A 17,981-nucleotide genomic window follows, 5' to 3' on the forward strand; every position below is an offset into this window, starting at 1 on the left:
CCTTCCGACGGCCCCCGGCATACCGGGGTACCGGTGGCGCACAGTCCCACAGCGGGACGTGCCGGCCGGGTCCCCGTTCCTACCGTCGGTTCATGTCCGCAATCCTGTTCCACGGCGGACCGGACCCCTCCGGTCGCCACCCAGCCTCCGATCTTCGTCGGGTGATCGGGCGCCTGCACCGGCCTTTGCTGCTCAGTTCCGCGGCAATGGCCGGTCTGGTGTTTGTCAGCCTGGTCGGGATGGCCGTCGACGACCGGCTTCTGCTCGGTGAATCGGTCTGGCTCAAACCGTGCAAGTTCGGCCTGGCCTTCCTGCTGTACTCGCTCACACTGGCCTGGTTGCTCTCGCTTCCGCACCGCGGGCGGCGGGTCACCTGGTGGCTGGGTGTCGTGTTCTCCGTCACCGCATTCGTGGACGTGGGATTCATCGCGCTGCAGGCCGCGCGCGGAACCTTCAGTCATTTCAACACCGAGGACGACCCGGTCAACGAGATCGGGCAAATCGTATTCGCCTCGGGCGTACCGGCCCTTTTCCTGGCGAATCTGCTGATCGCCGTGATCGTTTCGATACGTCCGGGCGCGGATCGTCCGACAGTCCTGGCGATTCGGGGCGGACTGGCGATGGCGGTGGTCTCGATGGCGCTGGGCTACCTCATGGGGTTCACCGGCACCCAGCTCACGCGGACCGCGGACGGCCGGCTGGTCGAACTGGCCGCCGGGCATACGGTCGTCGACGCCGCGACCCGGCAGACTGTCGGCGCGCCGGATGCGGTAGCAGGTATGCCGATCACGCACTGGAGCACTCTGGGCGGTGACCTGCGGATCCCGCATTTCGTCGGATTGCACGGAATCCAGGTGCTGTTGGCAGCCGTGCTGCTGCTGGCCTGGGGCGCGGCACGATACCCGCGGTTGCGCCCGACCCGTACCCGTAACCGGCTGATCGGGGTGGTGATCCTCGGCTGGGGAGGTCTGCAGGCGATCACGTTCTGGCAGGCGATGCGCGGTCAGTCCCTGATACATCCCGATACCGCCACTGTATTCGCCTGCACCGTCCTGGGTGTGCTGGTCACAGGTCTCACCGCGGCCGTCGCCCGGCCCACGCCGGCAACTCGGGCCGAGCCGCCCCGGCTCGAGTCCGGCCGGCGTGATCCGGACCGGCTCAGCGCAACCGTTCCGCATCCCGGGCGAGTTCGACCAGAACCTCGCTGAGGCGCGCGAGTTCCGACCGGTCGGCGCCCTCGTCGATGGCGGTGGCCACGTCTTCGGCGGCACAGCGCGCGGCGAACCAGCGGTCGGCCAGCGCGGTGGCCTCGGCGGCACTGAGCACGACCGAATCGGTGGGGATCCCAGTGCCCTTCACATTGTTGCGATGTTCATAGGCACGCTGACGGCAGGACTGCCGACAGTACCGACGCCGGCGCCCCGCTTCCGAATCCACTATTTCCCGACCACACCACAGGCACGACTCCAACCGGCGCGACATGACCCGACACCCTAATAGGCACTCTCGCAGCGGCACACACCGCACACCGTGCGGGCGGCCTTTACCGAACCCCGTACAATTAGAAAGCTCTCCCGAGCTGGGAACGGAAAGACCCTTACGAACGTTGACATGAACAGGGCGCACGGCCTGGACCGGCACGAATCGGCGATTCGTGGCACAGCGAACGGCCCGCGCACGTGACCCGAACGGTCGGCGGGCGACAACGGCCGGCGAACCGCGATCCACGAGGCCGCGGTAGCAGTACAACAGGGGTCGACCCATCGGTTCGCACCCCGGCACGGGTTGCGGTGCCCCGCAGCGGATACACCGTAGGTGTCTTCGCTCCGGTGTTCCGGAGCCGAGTGGCCGGGAAACTGCGGACCCGCGCGCGGCAACGCGCCGACAACACAGAGAGGACCTGTACAGATGGCAGATCGCGTACTCCGGGGCAGCCGGCTCGGAGCGGTGAGCTACGAAACCGACCGCGACCATGATCTGGCACCGCGCCGGATCGCCCGGTACCGGACCGACAATGGTGAAGAGTTCGATGTTCCGTTCGCCGACGACGCCGAGATCCCGCCCACCTGGTTGTGCCGCAACGGCCAGGAAGGTGTGCTGATCGAGGGCACGAGTCAGGAGGCGAAGAAGGTGAAGCCGCCGCGCACGCACTGGGACATGCTGCTCGAACGGCGCAGTAAGGAAGAACTCGAGGAACTGCTCAAGGAACGACTGGAACTGCTCAAAACCCGTCGCCGGGGCTGAGCCCGAACAAACCTCGAGGTCCTGTAACAGGCCGTGCCCGCCGGATGATCCGGCGGGCACGGCTTTTGTCGTGGTCCGGGTTCAGTGACTGGCGACCCGGCGATACTGCAGCAACGCCAACGGTATGGCGATCGCCAGAATGGCCAGCGAACAGCCGATCGCGTATTCGACGCAATGGTCGGCGGGCCAGCCGGTCGCCGGGAGGAATCCCGGCGGCGCGCTGTTGTCGAACAGTTTCCGGCCGGTCGCCGCGACCGCGGTGATCGGATTCCATTCGGCGATAGTGGCCAGCGGGCCGGGCAGCGTCTGGGCGGAGATGAACGCCGAGGAGATGAACGACAGCGGGAACAGCCAGATCAGCCCGGCACTCTGGGCGACCTCGACATTCGGCGCGAGCAAGCCGGTGAGCGCGCCGACCCACGACATGGCGAAGGCGAACAGCAGGATCACCGCGTAGGCCAGTACGGCATCGGCCACACCGCCCTCGATACTCCAGCCGACGATGTACCCGCACACGGTCATCACCAGCAGGCTGACCATGCTCACCACCAGATCCGAGAGCGTCCGGCCCATCAGCACCGCCAGCCGTGACATGGGCAGCGAACGCATCCGGTCGATGATGCCCTTCTCCAGGTCGCCGGCCAGCCCCACGGTGGTGAACGCCGCGCTGAAGGCGACGGTCTGGGCCATGATCCCGGCGATCAGGAACTCGCGGTACTGGCCGCCGCCGAGCGAGGCGCCGAAAACATAGGCGAAGAGGAAGACGAACATCAGCGGCTGAACCGTGGCCGTGACCAGCAGTGTCGGCACCCGCATGATGGTGAGCAGGTTGCGATGCGCCACGATCGCGCTGTCACGGAAGAACCGCAAGCGGGGCTCGGTGGATTTCGGAATCCGGTGGGAGCCGGGTGAGTGTGCCAGTTCCGCCTCCGTCTCATCGGTCGGGCTGGTGGTTTCGGCTTCTTCGACCGCGACTTCTGCGGTGCTCACGACATGATCTCCTCGGGTACGTCACTGGTTTCCGGCTCGGTGTCCGGCGCAGCCGGTGAGCCGGTGATGGACAAGAAGACGTCGTCGAGGCTGGGCCGGTGTACCCGGGCGTCGACGACATTCACCTCTGCGTCATCGAGCCGGCGCAGCGCTTCGACCATGGTGCGGGAACCGTCACCGACCACCACCGACACCTCGTCCATACCCGCCTCGTGCGCGGGTTCGCCGAGACCGACATCGGCCAGGACCTTCAGTGCGGGCGCCGGATCCTGTCCGGAGCTGAGGGTGACGGTGAGACGGTCCCCACCGATCGAGGATTTGAGTTCGTCCGCCGAACCGCGGGCGATGACCTTGCCCTTGTCGAGCACCGTGATCTGGTCGGCCAGCCGGTCGGCTTCCTCGAGATACTGGGTGGTCAGCAGGACCGTGGTGCCGTCGCTGACGAGTTCGCCGATGACCCGCCACATATCGTTGCGGGCCCGTGGATCCAGTCCGGTGGTCGGTTCGTCGAGAACCACCACGGGTGGGCGCGCGACCAGGGCGCCGGCGAGGTCGAGACGCCGGGTCATCCCGCCGGAGTAGGTTCCGGCTCGGCGATCGGCGGCGTCCTCGAGCCCGAATTCCCCGAGCAGTTCCCGGGCTCGGGAGATGGCGCGTTCGCGCGACATTCCGTAGAGCCGCGCGACCATACGCAGGTTCTCGTAGCCGGTGAGGTTGGCGTCCACCGCCGCGTACTGACCGGACAGCCCGATGAGCTTGCGCGCCGCCGCCGGGTCGTGCAGCACGTCGACATCGGCGACGTGGACGGATCCGGCGTTGGGCCGCAACAGGGTGGTCACGATCCGGACCGCGGTGGTCTTACCCGCGCCGTTGGGGCCGAGTAGCCCCATCACCGTGCCTTCGGGGATTTCGAGATCGAAGTCGTCCAAAACGCAGACCCGACCGTAGTTCTTCACCAGACCGGTGATCTGCACCGCGGGCTTCACTGAGCTTTCTCCTTCGTTTCGATAGCGAGCTGTGATCGTGTTTCCATTGCGGGCACGCGATCACCGAGATGTCTGCGGAGCACGGGACCGATCACGGCCAGCGATTCCGCGGTGGTCATCTCCGCGTGGGTGCAGGCGATATCGTGCGCGTGCACCGCGCCGGTGACGAAGCCCTGCCAGGCCCCGGGGTGGCGATCGGGCGCCGCGAGGTTCACCGGATCGGCGGCCGCCGCGAAGAACAGCAGGTCGCCGCGGAACACCCCCGGACGGAAGCCGTTGGCCTGGACGGTGCCGTCGGCATAGCCGGCGTAGAGCCGTTCCAGATGATCCAGGGTGAGCGCCGCGAACGGCCCGGGCCGGGACCGTAGCAGTTCAGCGGCCTCCGCGAGGGTCGGTTCGGCGTCGTCCACGCCGAGTTCGCCGCCGAATTCACCGAGGATCTCGCGGATGCTGGGCATCGCGTCGGCGGCCAGATCGTCGGAGAGCCGGTAGCTGTCCAGCATGCCGAGCAGCGCGACCTCGTCCCCGGCCGCCTGCAACCGCACCGCGACCTCCTGGGCGATCAATCCGCCGAGCGACCAGCCGAGCAGGTGGTAGGGCCCGTGTGGCTGAACGGTCCGGATATGCGCGATGTAGTGTTCGGCCGCCTCGGCGATCGACCCGAATCCGGGCGCACCGCCGGCCTGCGGCGCCTGCAGCCCGTAGACCGGCTGATCAGCGGGCAGTTCGGCGAGCAGCCCCGCATAGCACCAGGCCAGACCGATCGCCGGATGCACGCAGAACAGCGGCGGACGACCGGTACCGGTATCCGGGCGCAGGGGCAGCAGCGGCGCGAGTGCGAGTTTCATCGCGTCGGCCGCGCTGCCGTCGCCGAGTCGCGCGGCCAGGGCGGCCGGAGTGGATTCGCCGAACAGCAGCTGCATGGGCAGCTCGAAACCGGCCTCGCGAGCGTGGGCGACGACCTTGGTGGCCAGCAACGAGTTACCGCCCAGCTCGAAGAACCCGTCCCCGGCGCCGACCCGCTCGACCCCGAGCACCTCGGCGAAGATCTCGCACAGCGCGGCTTCGACCGGACCGACCGGTGCCCGGTATCCCTCGGCCGCGGTGAACACCGGCTCCGGCAGGGCGGCCCGGTCCAATTTGCCGACGGGGGTGAGCGGCAGCCGGTCGATGAGCATGATCGACTGCGGAACCATGTAGTTGGGCACCAGTTCCGACAGGTGCGCGGTCAATGCGGCCGCGGTGGTGGCCGAACCGGCCTTCACATACGCCACCAGAGCGGTCGCGCCGGCGGCGGTGCGATGGCCGGTGGTATATGAGAACTCCACGGCCGGATGCCGGCTCAGCGCCGCGTCGATCTCGCCCAGTTCGATCCGGAAACCGCGGATCTTCACCTGATGATCGGTCCGGCCGACGTATTCGATATCGCCGGGGCCACCGTCGGCGCCGGTCCGGATCCGCACCAGATCACCGGTGCGGTACATCCGTTCGCCCGGCTTCCCGAAGGGGTTGGCCACGAACCGCTGGGCGGTGAGGCCGGGCCGGTCGTGATAGCCGCGGGCGAGCGCGCCACCGGCCAGGTACAGCTCACCGGTGACCCCGAGCGGGGCGGGGCGCAGCCGGCCGTCGAGCACCATCGCCGCGACGCCGCGGATCGGTTCGCCGATCGGAATCGGCCCACCCGGCGCCAGCGGCGGCGACATGACCGTGACGATGGTGGTCTCGGTGGGGCCGTAGACGTTGTGCAGATTGCGGCCGGGCGCCCAGCGGGCGACGACCTCCGCGGGCAGTGCCTCGCCGCCGACCAGGACATGCTGGAAATCGGTGATGCCCTCGGGATCCACCGTCGCCAGCGCGGCCGTGGTGATGAACGCGTGGGTGATCCGTTCCGCGATCAGCACCCGGGCCAGTTCCGCGCCGCCCACCACTCCCGGCGGCGTGAGCACCAGGGTGCCCGCGCCGCCGAGCGCGAACAGCAGGTCCAGCATGGCCGCGTCGAAGCTCGGGGTCGCGAAGTGCAGGATGCGACTCCCGGACCGGACGTCGAACCGATGCGCTGTCTCCGCGGCGAAATTGGACAGTCCACGATGAGTGACCACCACACCCTTGGGGGTTCCGGTGGAACCGGAGGTGTAGATGACGTAGGCCGGATTGTCCATCCGCAGCGGCGCGAGCCGGTCCGCGTCGGTGATCGGGGCGCTGGACGCCCGCAGCACCTGTTCCCGGACGTCGCGATCGTCCAGCGCCAGCCAGCGCACCTCTTCGGGCAGCTGCTCCCGATGCTCGGCCAGGGTGAGGCCCACGGCCGCACCGGAGTCGGCGAGCATATGGGTGATCCGCGCGGCGGGGTAGCCGGGGTCCACCGGCACGAAAGCCGCGCCGGTCTTGGTGACGGCCAGCACCGTGGCCACCGATTCCACCGTCCGCGGAATACCCAGTGCCACCAGAGTTTCCGGGCCCACGCCGTGCTCGATCAGCACTCGGGCCAGCCGGTTGCTCCAGCGGTCGAGCGCATCGTAGGTGACCTCGACGCCGGTGGTCGCCAATGCGACGGCGCGCCGGTCGACGTTCACCGCGGCGGCGAAAACCTCGGCGAGAGTGCACGGCTGGTCAGGGTCCGCGCGGCGCAGCGGCGCCAGGGCGGACCATTCGGTGGGCTCCAGCAGTTCCAGATCGCCGATGACGACCGCGGGGTCGGCCGCGATCGCGCCGAGCAGCCGGACCAGGCGCCGGTTGAGGCGCGCCGCCGTCGGCTCGTCGAAGAGATCCGCACTGTAGTTCACGGCCACGCTGATCCCGTCCGGCGACCGATCACCGGTATGGCATTCGGTCAGGGTGAACTGGAGGTCGAATTTCGCGATACCGGCGTCGATATCCATCGCCTCGATGCTCAGCCCCGGAAGCTCCAGCGCCCGCACGGGTTCGTCGCGTACCGACAGCATCACCTGGAACAGCGGGTGATGCGATTGCGACCGCACCGGGTTGAGCACCTCCACCAGGCGCTCGAACGGCAGATCCGCGTGGCCGAACGCGTCGAGATCGGTATCGCGCACGGCGTCGAGCAGTTCGGTGAAGCGATCGTTGTGCGCCACCGGGGTGCGCAGGACCAGCGTGTTGACGAACATGCCGATCATCCGGTCCAGTTCCGGCCGGCCACGGCCCGCGACCGGGGTGCCGACGGCGATGTCGTCGACTCCGGTCAGCCGGTGCAGCAGCACCGCCAGGGCGGCGTGCAGCACCATGAACAGGCTCACATTGTGGCGCGCCGCGAGATCGCGCAGCTCGCGGTGGACCCGGGCGTCGATCCGCTGTTCCACGGTGCCGCCGCGATAGGACGGCACGGGCGGGCGGGGCCGGTCGGCGGGGACCGCGAGCAGCTCCGGCAGACCGTCCAGGCGAGTGCGCCAGTAGTCGAGCTGGCGGCGGATCGGCGCGGCGGGATCGTCCTCGTCGCCGAGCAGGTCGCGCTGCCACAGCGTGTAGTCGATGTACTGGAGCTGTTCGGGATCGGATTGCGGCTCGGCGCCGAGCCGGATCGCGCGGTAGGCGGCCGCCACATCGGCGGCGAGCGGTTCCAGCGACCAGCCGTCCATCGCGATGTGGTGCACCACCAGCACCAGGATGTGCTCGTCCGGTGCGACGACGAACAGCGCCGCCCGCACCGGTATCTCGGTGGCGAGATCGAAGCCCGGCGTGATGAACCGTTCGATCGCGGCCCCGTGGCCCGCGTCGTCGGCCACCGGCGACTGCAGGATGATCCGGGCCTGCGCCGCGTCGAGCACCAGCTGGCTGGGCTCACCATCGATCTCCGGGAACACCGTCCGCAGGGTTTCGTGCTGTTCCTGCAGGTTGTGCAGCGCGGCGAGCAGGGCGGCGCGGTCGAGCGGACCGCGCAGCCGCAGCACGACGGGGATGTTGTAAGCACCGCCGGACTCCTCGGATCCGCCGAAGCGGTTGAGGAACCACAACCGCTGCTGGGCGGGCGAGAGCGGAATCCGTGCGGGCCGTTCCCGGCGTACCAGCGCGGCCCCGGAACCGGCGGTCTCGCCGTCGAGACGCGCAGCGAGTTCGGCGACCGTCGGCGCGGCGAACACCGCGCGGACCGGCAGCCGCACTCCGGTGGCCGCGTCCAGGCGACCCACCAGCTGCGTGGCCAGCAACGAGTTGCCGCCGATATCGAAGAAACTCTCATCCGCCTCGGTGACCACGGCGTCCACGAGTTCGCCCATGATCCGGGCGACGAGGCGTTCGCTCTCCGATCCCGGCGCGCGCCCGCCGGCCGCCGCGGGCAGCGCTCGGGGTTCGGGAAGCGCGGCGATATCCAATTTGCCGACCGGGGTCAGCGGGATCTCGTCGAGCAGGGTGAACGCGGCCGGAACCATGTGCCGGGGCAGGCGCCGCGCCAGATGTTCGCGCAATTCCTCGGGTTCGGGCCGGCGGGCCGGATCGGCCGGATGGACATAGGCCACCAGCCGGTCCGAACCACCGAGATGCCGTACCTCGGTATGCGCGAAATGGACCGCCGGATGCGCGGTGAGCGCACTGGTGATCTCGCCGAGCTCGATCCGGAAACCGCGCACCTTCACCTGATTGTCGCTGCGGCCCAGGTAGCGCAGACCACCGTCGCGGGTCCAGCGCACGACATCGCCGGTGCGGTAGATCCGGGAGCCGGCCGGTCCGTAGGGATCGGCGACGAACCGGGACGCGGTGAGTCCGAACCTTTCGTGGTAGCCGCGGGCCAGTCCGGGACCGGCCAGATAGAGCTCGCCGGGGACGCCCGTGGGTACGGGCCGCAGGCGTTCGTCGAGCACGAGGGCGCGGGTGCCGCGGATCAGGGCGCCCAGTTCGGCGGGACCGTCCACTGCCACCGGCGTCACCGAGACGACGACGGTGGTTTCGGTGGGACCGTAGGCGTTGAACATCCGCCGGCCCGGCGCCCAGCGTGCCACCAGTTCGGGGCCGAGATGCTCACCGCCGACCATGAGACCCCGCAGGGCGGGCAGCGGCCAGCGCTCGCGGTCGATGGTGGCGAGCGCGGCCGGGGTGATGAAGGTGTGCGTGACCTCGGCGCGGGTCATGAGTTCGGCCAGTTCGTCACCGCCGTACACCTCCGGCGGCACGATCACCATCGCGGCGCCGGCGCCGATCGCGAGCAGCAGGTCCAATACCGCCGCGTCGAAGCTCGGCGACGAGAAATGCAGCGTGCGCGCGGCCGGGTTCACCGCCATCCGGTCGCGGAACTCGTCGGCGAGATCGGCGAGCGCGCCGTGGGTGGCGGTGACACCCTTCGGTGTGCCGGTCGAGCCGGAGGTGTAGATCAGATAAGCCGGGTCGGTGATCCGCAAGGGCCGCACCCGATCGGAGTCGTTGACCGGGTCGGCCGCAGACCCGCCGATCTCGGTCCGGCCCGCGGGCGAGTCGAGCAGCAGCCAGTCGATGTCCGCACCGCCGGCGGCGCGCAGTCCGTCGGCGTGCCCGACCCGGGTGACGCCGACCGAGCATCCGGAGTCGCCGAGCATATGGGCGATCCGCTCGGCCGGATAATTCGGATCCACCGGGACGAACGCGGCCCCGGATTTGGCGATGGCGAGCATGGCCGTCACCGAATCCGCGGAGCGGGTGAGCCCGAGCGCCACCTTGTCGCCGGTCCCCAGCCCGCGCCGGATCAGCGCGCGCGCCAGCCGGTTGGCACGGCGATCGAGTTCGGCGTAGGTGAGTACGGTGTCGTCCTCGTAGAGCGCCCGGCGGGGACCGTGGGCGAGCACGGTGGAGCCGAACAGGGCGGCCAGGGTGCGCGGGATCCCGGGTGCGGGACCTCGTGCCGGGCTGTGCGCCGCACGTTCGGTGTCGGTGCGGGCGTCGATATCGCCCACCGCGACGCCGGGCCGCGTAGCGATCGCGTCCAGCACCCGCAGGAACCGGTCGGCCAGGATCTCGACGGTGGACGCGTCGAACAGCTCATCGGCGTAGACGAATTCGATGTCCCCCGCGGCGAGATCACCGGCGCGCAACTCCAGATCGAACTTGGCGCGCGCGATATCGAGCGCGGCCGCGTCGACGGACAGGCCCGGCAGTTCCAGCGTCGGCACCGGGGTGTCCTGGACGGTGAGCGCGACCTGGAACAGCGGGTGACGTCCGGTGGCCCGGGGGTCGTGCCCGAGCGCGGCCACGACCTGCTCGAATGGGATATCGGCGTGTGCGAGAGCGCCGAGTTCGGTGTCCCGGTCGGCACGCAGCAGATCGGTGAACGCGCGAACCGGGTCCACCTCGGAGCGCAGGACCAGGGTGTTGACGAACATCCCGACCAGATCGTCGAGCCGGCGATCGGTACGTCCGGCGACCGGTGTGCCGATCGCGATATCGCGGCCACCGGTCACCGCGCGCAACAGCACCGCGAGTGCCGAGCGCAGCAGCATGAACGGGCTCACGCCCTCGGCGCGAGCCAGGTCCGCCAGTGCGCGCCGGACCGGCTCCGGGATACTGCGGCGCACGGACGCGGCCGTCGCTTCCGGTTCGGCCGGGCGGGGCCGGTCGTAGGGCAGCGGCAGTTCCTCGGGCAATCCGGTGAGCTGGTCGCGCCAGTAGCCGAGTTGGCGGGCGGCGAGGCTGTCCGGATCGGTTTCGGCGCCGAGGTGCTCGCGCTGCCACAGACCGAAATCCGCGTACTGGACGGTCAGCGGTGTCCAGGTCGGCCCGCTACCGGTCCGGCGGGCCTGATAGGCGACCGCCAGATCCCGGGTCAGCGGCCCCAGCGACCAGCCGTCGGCGGCGATATGGTGCACCACCACGCCGAGCTGGTAACGGTCTTTCCCCGCGCGCAGCAGGGTCGCCCGCAGCGGTGTGCCCGCGGTGAGATCGAAACCGGCGGTGGCCGATTCACGCAGGAGCGCGTCGGCGCCGGCCGGATCGGTATCGCGAACTTCCAGGCTCGGCAGCGCCCAGGCGGTCGGCAGGATGCGTTGCTGGGCACCGTGTCCGTCGTCGGGGAACACGGTGCGCAGGACCTCGTGCCGTTCGACGATATCGCCGAGCGCCGCCCGCAGCGCGGGAACATCCAGCGCGCCCTCGATATCGAGAACGAACGCGATGTTGTAGGCGCTGGACTCGGGGGCGAACCGGTTCAGGAACCACAAGCGCTGCTGCGGCAACGACAGCGGCAGCCGTTCGGGACGCGGATCGTAGGGGGCCAGCGGGATCCGGGCGGTGACCGGCGTGCGGATGAGTTGTTCGGTGAGGGCGGCGACGGTCGGCGCGTCGAACACGGTGCGGACCGGAAGATCCACCCCGAACCGGTCGTACAGTGCCCCCACCAGCCGGGTCGCCAGCAGTGAGTTGCCGCCCAGATCGAAGAACCCGTCCTCGGCGCCGGTGACCTCGACGCCGAGCACCTCGGAGAACACCTCCGTGACCCGGCGCTCCGCCTCGGTCGCGGGGGCCCGGGAGGTGACGGCCGTGCCGAGGAACACGGGTTCGGGCAGCGCCTTGCGATCGAGCTTGCCCGACGGGGCTTTCGGGAATTCGTCGAGAACGGTGACCGCGTCGGGAACCATGTAGCCGGGCAGGTGCGCCCGGGCGGTCGCGCGCACCTCGGCCGGGTCCATGTCGGCATCGGCGACGATATAGGCGGCCAGTCGCTGCCGGCCGTGCGCGTCGGTGTGCACCACGGTCAGCGCCGAGCGAACCCCGGAACAGCCGTGCAGCACATGGTCGATCTCCGACAGTTCGATCCGGAAGCCGCGGAGTTTGACCTGGTCGTCGGCGCGGCCGAGGAAGCGCAACCGGCCCGACCGGTCGGTGACCACGAGGTCTCCGGTGCGGTACATGCGTTCGCCGCGCCGGCCGTAGGGATTCGGGACGAAACGGGCGGCGGTCAGCCCGTGCCGGCCGAGGTAGCCGCGGGCCACACCGGGTCCCGACACGTACAGCTCGCCGGGAGTGCCGGGCGGTACCGGACGCAACCGGGAGTCCAGGACGAACAGCCGCATCCCGCGCACGGGATGCCCGAGCGGCACCGGGCGACCGGGGCGCATGGGTCCGGACATGGTCGCGGCCACCGTCGCCTCGGACGGGCCGTACATGTTGTGCATGCGGTACCGGTCGGCCCAGGCCGCCACCAGTTCGGGGCCGCAGGCCTCGCCGCCGACCATGACGGTCTGCAACTGGTCCAGCCCGGCGGGGTCGACGGTGGCCAGCGCCGCGGGCGTGATGAACGCGTGCGTGACTCGTTCGTTGCGCAGCAGCGTGGCGAGCTCGCTGCCGCCGTAGATCTCCGGCCCGGCGATGACCACGGTGGCGCCGCAGGCGAAACCGAGCAGCAGCTCCAGCACGGACGCGTCGAAACTGGGGGACGAGAAGTGCAGGGTGCGCGAAACCGGGGTGACGCCGAACAGGTAGCACTGTTCGGCGGCGAACGAAGCCAGACCGCCGTGGGTGACGACTACGGCCTTCGGGGTACCGGTGGATCCGGAGGTGTAGATCAGATATGCCGGGTGCGTGGTGCGCAACGGCGCGATCCGGTCCGCGTCGGTGATCGGCGCGGACGATACGGCGGCACAATCTGTTTCGAACTCCAGCGATCCGAGAACCAGCCACGATTCCACGACACCGGCCCGCTCGGGCAGGGACGACAGCTGTTCCTGCCCCGTGACACCGAGCCGGGCGCCGGAATCGGTGAGCATGTGGGCGATCCGCTCCGGGGGGTAGCCCGGATCGACCGGCACATAGGCGGCGCCGGTCTTGGCGACCGCCCATACCGCGGTGATCGCGTCCAGGCCGCGCGGCAGGGCGAGCACCACCACGGTCTCGGGACCGGCGCCCTGCTCGATCAGCAGTCGCGCCACCCGGTTGGCGCGTTCGTCCAGTTCCCGATAGGTCGTGTCACGACCGCGGTAGCGGACCGCGACACCGTCGGGATCGCGCACCGCGGACCGGCCGAGCAGTTCGGCCAGCGCGACCGGCGGTTCGGCGGGCCCACCCGCCAGCGGAACGAGATTGCCGTACTCGCGCCGCTCCAGGACATTGATATCGCCGACCGGGCGCCGCGGTGCGCCGACCGCCGCGTCCAGCACGGCGACGAACCTCCGCGCGATGGCGGCCACCGTCCGCTCGTCGAACACATCGGTGGCGTAACCGATTTCGGCGTGCAGCTCGCCACCGGAGTTGTCGTCGTGCACTTCGAGCTGGAGGTCGAACTTGGCGATCTCTCCGTCCAGCGGCAGGATCTCGGTGCGCACCCCGGGCAGGACGAGCTCCAGCTCGCCGGCATTGTCGTAGGACAGCATCACCTGGAACAGCGGATGACGTGCCCCGGAACGTTCCGGATTCACCACCTCGACCAGCCGTTCGAACGGCACGTCGGCGTTGGCGAAGGCGTTCAGATCGGTTTCCCGGACGATATCGAGCATCCGGTCGAAATCGGCGCCCGGATCGACCTCGGTCCGCAGCACCAGGGTGTTCACGAACATCCCGACCAATTCGTCCAGCGCGGGATCGGTACGGCCCGCGATGGGAGTGCCGATGACGATATCGGTGCTCCCGCAGATCCGCGACAGCAGTGTCGCCAGCGCGGCGTGCACCACCATGAACATGCTGGCGCCGCGCGAAGCCGCGAGATCGGCCGCCGCGCGGCGGGTTCCGGCCGGAATAGTGAAGGCGACCCGCCCGCCCTCGGTGGAGCGGCGGGCCGGACGTGGCCGGTCCAGCGGGAGGTCGAGCTGGTCGGGCAAACCGGCCAGTTCGGCTCGCCAGTGGGTCACCTGCCGGCTCAGCGCGCTCGCCGGATCGGATTCCTCACCGAGCAGTTCCCGCTGCCACAGCGCGAAATCCGCGTACTGCACCGGCAATGGAGTCCAGTCGGGCGCCCGGCCGGCAGCCCGCTCCTCGACGGCGGCGGTCAGGTCCCGGACGAGCGGCGCGATGGACCATCCGTCACCGCAGATGTGATGGAGCACCAGAACCAGGACATGACAGTCGTCGTCGGTGGCGTACAGGGCGACGCGGAACGGGAACTCCGTGCGCAGATCGAACGGGCGCGAGACGAATTCGGCGGCCGTATCCGTGATCTCGGCGTCGTGCACGTCGATCACGTCGATCCGCACCGGAACATCCGATACCGGATGCACCTGCTGATAGGGACCGTCCCCGGTATCGGGGAAGGTGGTGCGCAGGCTCTCGTGCCGCTCCAGCACATCCAGCAGGCCGGCGCGCAGCGCATCGATATCGAGAATGCCGTCCAACTGCACCGCGAGCGGCATGTTGTAGGCGGCGGCGTGCTCGGCGAACCGGTTCAGGATCCACAGGCGCTGCTGGGCCGGGGAGAGCGGGATCCGGTCCGGGCGGGTCATCGGAACCAGTTGCGGGGAAGCGAGATCCGGATCGTGCGCGCTGAACCGCTGGGCGAGTTCGGCGATGGTGCCGGCCTCGAACAGGTCGCGAATGGTCAGCGCGGTACCGAGGGCGGAGTTGATCCGCGCCACCGCACGGGCGGCGACCAGCGAATTCCCGCCCATTTCGAAGAAGCCGTCGTCGATACCGATCTCGGGAACCCCGAGCAGTTCGGCGAAAATGGTGGCCAGCACCTCTTCGACGTCGGTACGCGGCGCTGTCCGGGCCCGTTCCCCGCTGGGCGCCGGCGCCGGCAGCGCGGCGCGATTGATCTTGCCGTTGCTGCTCAGCGGCATTTCGCCGAGCGCGGTCACCGTAGTGGGCACCATGTAGCCGGGCAACGACCGGGCCAGGCGCGCCCGCACCGCGTCGGTGTCGACGACGGCGGCGCCGCGGGCGACCACATAGGCGGCCAATTGGTCGCCGGCCGGTGTGGTGTGGGCGACGCAGACCGCCCGAGCGATCGTTTCGTCGGCCAGCAGCGCCGATTCGATCTCGCCGAGTTCGATCCGCAGGCCGCGGATCTTGACCTGGAAATCGGTGCGCCCCAGGTATTCCAGCACGCCCTGCTCGGTGTCCGCGACGCCGAGCCGCCACCGGGCCAGATCACCCGTGCGATACATGCGCGCGCCCGGTGTGAAGGGATCGGCGACGAACCGTTCGGCCGTCAGCGCGGCCTGCCCGGAGTAACCCCGGGCCAGCTGCACACCGGACAGGTACAACTCCCCCACCGCGCCCGGCGCCACCGGGCGCAACGCGGCATCGAGCACATAGGTGCGGGTGTTCCACACCGGCGAGCCGATCGGGACGGCATCGGGATCCGGCGGGCAGGGCCAGTAGGTCACATCGACCGCGGCCTCGGTGGGCCCGTAGAGGTTGTGCAGGCGCGGCCCGGGCAGGGCGGCGTAGAAATCGCGCACGGTCGCCGGCGGTAGCGCTTCCCCGCTGCAGAAGACCCGGCGCAGCGATTCGCAGTCGCGGACTTCGGTATCGGTGACGAACACCGAGAGCATCGACGGGACGAAATGCGCAGTGGTGACGCTGTTCTCCCGGATGACGCGAGCCAGATACGCAGGGTCGCGATGGCCGTCGGGCCGGGCGACCACCAGGCGGGCTCCGGTCTGCAACGGCCAGAAGAACTCCCACACCGAGACGTCGAAGGTCGCGGGAGTTTTCTGCAGCACCGCGTCGGTGTGGTCGAGCGGATACTCGTGCTGCATCCAGCGCAACCGGTTCACGATGGCGTGATGGGTGACGCCGACACCCTTCGGGGCGCCGGTGGAACCGGAGGTGAACAGGAGATAGGCGAGATGGTCCCCGCGCAGCGGGATGATCCGGTCGGCGTCGGTGACGGGCGCGGGATCGAACCCGGACAGATCGGCGGTGTCGACCGCGAGGACGTCGGTGTTCCCGGGTACCGCGAGTCCGTCCCGGTCGGCGACCAGCAGTGCGACCGGGTTCGCCTCGGCCAGGATCTGCTCGAGCCGCTGGACCGGATGTTCCGGATCCAGCGGTAGATAGGCTGCCCCCGTTTTGACCACGGCGTACATCCCGACCACGAGCTCGAGACTGCGCCGCAGACACAGCCCGACCACTCGTTCGGGCCCGGCTCCGGCGGCGATCAGCAGGCGCGCCAACCGGTTGGCGCGGGCGTCGAGTTCGCCGTAGGTTAGTGCCGCACCCTCGAACTGCAACGCCACGGCATCCGGGCGGTCGGCCGCCCGGTTGGCGAAAATGCCTGCCAGCGTGCCGGATTCGACCGCCGCAGCCGTATCGTTCCAGGTATGCAGCACCTGCTGCTGTTCGGTATCGGTGAGAACGGGCAGGAGCCGTACGGGAGTATCGACGTCGGTGGTGAGGAACCGCTCCAGGAACCCCAGGAACCTGCGGTGGTGGGTGTCGACCTCGTCCTCGCTGTAGAGCAGCGGATTGGCCTCGAAATCGAGATGGACCCGGCCGCCGTCGCCGTTGTAGAGATTGACCGACAGGTCCTCGACCGGCCCGGTGGCCAGCACGTGCACCGTGACATCGAGGTCGGCGAATCGCAGCGGGCGCGCGAACAGCATGATGTTGATCATCGGGCCGAAGAAGCCACGAGTGTCGCGGTCGTACCCGCAGTCGCGCCGGATATCGTCGTGCCGGTAGCGCTGATGCCGCAACGCGCCGGTGATCTGGCGTTCCACCGTGCGCACGACATCCTCGAGCGTGGTGCCCGATTCGAACCGGATGCGCAGCGGCACCACGTTCGACACCACTCCCGCGGACCGGCGCAGCGACACCGTGGTGCGCGCCGACACCGGCAGGCTCAACACCACGTCGTTCTCACCCGTCATGGCCCGGACGTAACAGGCCATGGCCGCAGCGAACAGCACCGGATTGGAGGCTCCGCGCTCCGCCGCGGCCGTCGCCACGGTCGCCTCGGTGGTCTCACTGAGCGTCATCGTCGCGAGCCGGCGTCCCGCGTCCGCCGTCGCCGGCGGATTCGCGACGGTCGACAGACTGACCACCGGGCCGACGTCGTCGAGAATCTCGCCCCAGTACGCACGATCGGTCGCGAAACGCTGCGAGTTCCGGTATTCGTTCTCCCCCGCGTACAGCTCGGGCAGCGGAGTCGCCCGCGATACCGACGGTTCCCTGGATTCGGCGTAGGCGGTGTAGATCTCGGCTGTACGGACCAGCGCGTTCATCGCCGCGTAGCCGTCGATGACGATGTGATGGGCACGGGAATACCAGATGTAGTCCTGATCGCCGGTGCGCAGCACGGCATTGAACACGAGCGGGTCGTGATCGAAGTCGATCGGCGTGCGGGCGTCGTCTTTCATCCAGCGCAGCGCGGCGGCGTGCGGGTCCGGTTCGGACCGCAGATCGACACGTGCCCAACCCGGTCGCAAGGCCGGATCGAGTACCTGGTGCGGCACCCCGTCGATCTGCACGATGCGTTGCAGGCCGACCTCGGTCTCGACGCCGAAGCGTTCGATCGAGTACAGCAGCAGTCCCGGATCCAGATCACCGTGGAACTCCACGTACTCGGCGATGATGAGAGGGATATCCGGCTGTATCCGCTGGGCGTACCACATCGCCGTCTGCGCGGGTGTGAGCGGAAAGGGCTCGACCGAAATTTCTGCCGACGAACTGCTATCGACCCCGGTGGCCGACGATCTCATCAATCACTCCGTTCTACCACTGGATACTCCCCGAACAGCCCACAACCGACCTGTACCGGTCGTGGGGTGTGATTCACGACTGGTTATTCGGAGCATCGCCTTGGATGGATTGCAGTCGAAACCGAACGGTTACCTGAAGCCGGAAAAGCCCTCGAACAACAGTGTCCGAATTCCGGCGCGCTGCCTGGCACCGGGAGGCAGAATTTCGCCTCAC

Annotated in this window: 6 protein-coding genes; 2 read left to right on the forward strand and 4 right to left on the reverse strand. The window is 69.2% G+C overall.

The genetic code is table 11. The features are described 5' to 3' along the window. The first annotated feature begins 92 nt into the window (after positions 1-92). Complete coding sequence (locus OG804_RS11305) at positions 93-1,208, forward strand: hypothetical protein (RefSeq protein WP_328396633.1); 1,116 nt, start codon at positions 93-95, stop codon at positions 1,206-1,208. Here OG804_RS11305 and OG804_RS11310 read toward each other — a convergent pair. Continuing rightward, the gene (locus tag OG804_RS11310) at positions 1,159-1,482 is read right to left on the reverse strand and encodes a hypothetical protein (RefSeq protein WP_328396635.1); all 324 of its coding nucleotides are present in this window, start codon (positions 1,480-1,482) and stop codon (positions 1,159-1,161) included. The two genes, OG804_RS11305 and OG804_RS11310, sit on opposite strands and share 50 nt — an antisense overlap. A 426-nt stretch (positions 1,483-1,908) precedes the next feature. Between OG804_RS11310 and OG804_RS11315 the strand changes: the two genes are divergently transcribed. After that, positions 1,909-2,244 carry an RNA polymerase-binding protein RbpA gene (locus tag OG804_RS11315; RefSeq protein ID WP_328396637.1) on the forward strand — a complete coding sequence of 112 codons (336 nt, stop codon included), beginning with the start codon at positions 1,909-1,911 and terminating at the stop codon, positions 2,242-2,244. A gap of 81 nt (positions 2,245-2,325) precedes the next feature. Here OG804_RS11315 and OG804_RS11320 read toward each other — a convergent pair whose 3' ends face one another. From OG804_RS11320 to OG804_RS11330, 3 genes are all read right to left on the reverse strand, one after another. Then, on the reverse strand, positions 2,326-3,138 hold the full coding sequence (locus OG804_RS11320; protein ID WP_328398325.1) for an ABC transporter permease: 813 nt from the start codon (positions 3,136-3,138) through the stop codon (positions 2,326-2,328). 92 nt (positions 3,139-3,230) lie between these two features. After that, positions 3,231-4,220: an ATP-binding cassette domain-containing protein gene (locus OG804_RS11325; RefSeq protein ID WP_328396639.1), complete on the reverse strand. Its 990-nt coding sequence runs from the start codon at positions 4,218-4,220 to the stop codon at positions 3,231-3,233. After that, positions 4,217-17,767 carry a non-ribosomal peptide synthetase gene (locus OG804_RS11330; protein ID WP_328396641.1) on the reverse strand — a complete coding sequence of 4,517 codons (13,551 nt, stop codon included), beginning with the start codon at positions 17,765-17,767 and terminating at the stop codon, positions 4,217-4,219. The genes OG804_RS11325 and OG804_RS11330 overlap by 4 nt, the downstream gene beginning before the upstream one ends. Between the last annotated feature and the right edge of the window lie 214 nt (positions 17,768-17,981).

It is taken from the genome of Nocardia sp. NBC_00416, assembly GCF_036032445.1.
GTDB lineage: Bacteria > Actinomycetota > Actinomycetes > Mycobacteriales > Mycobacteriaceae > Nocardia.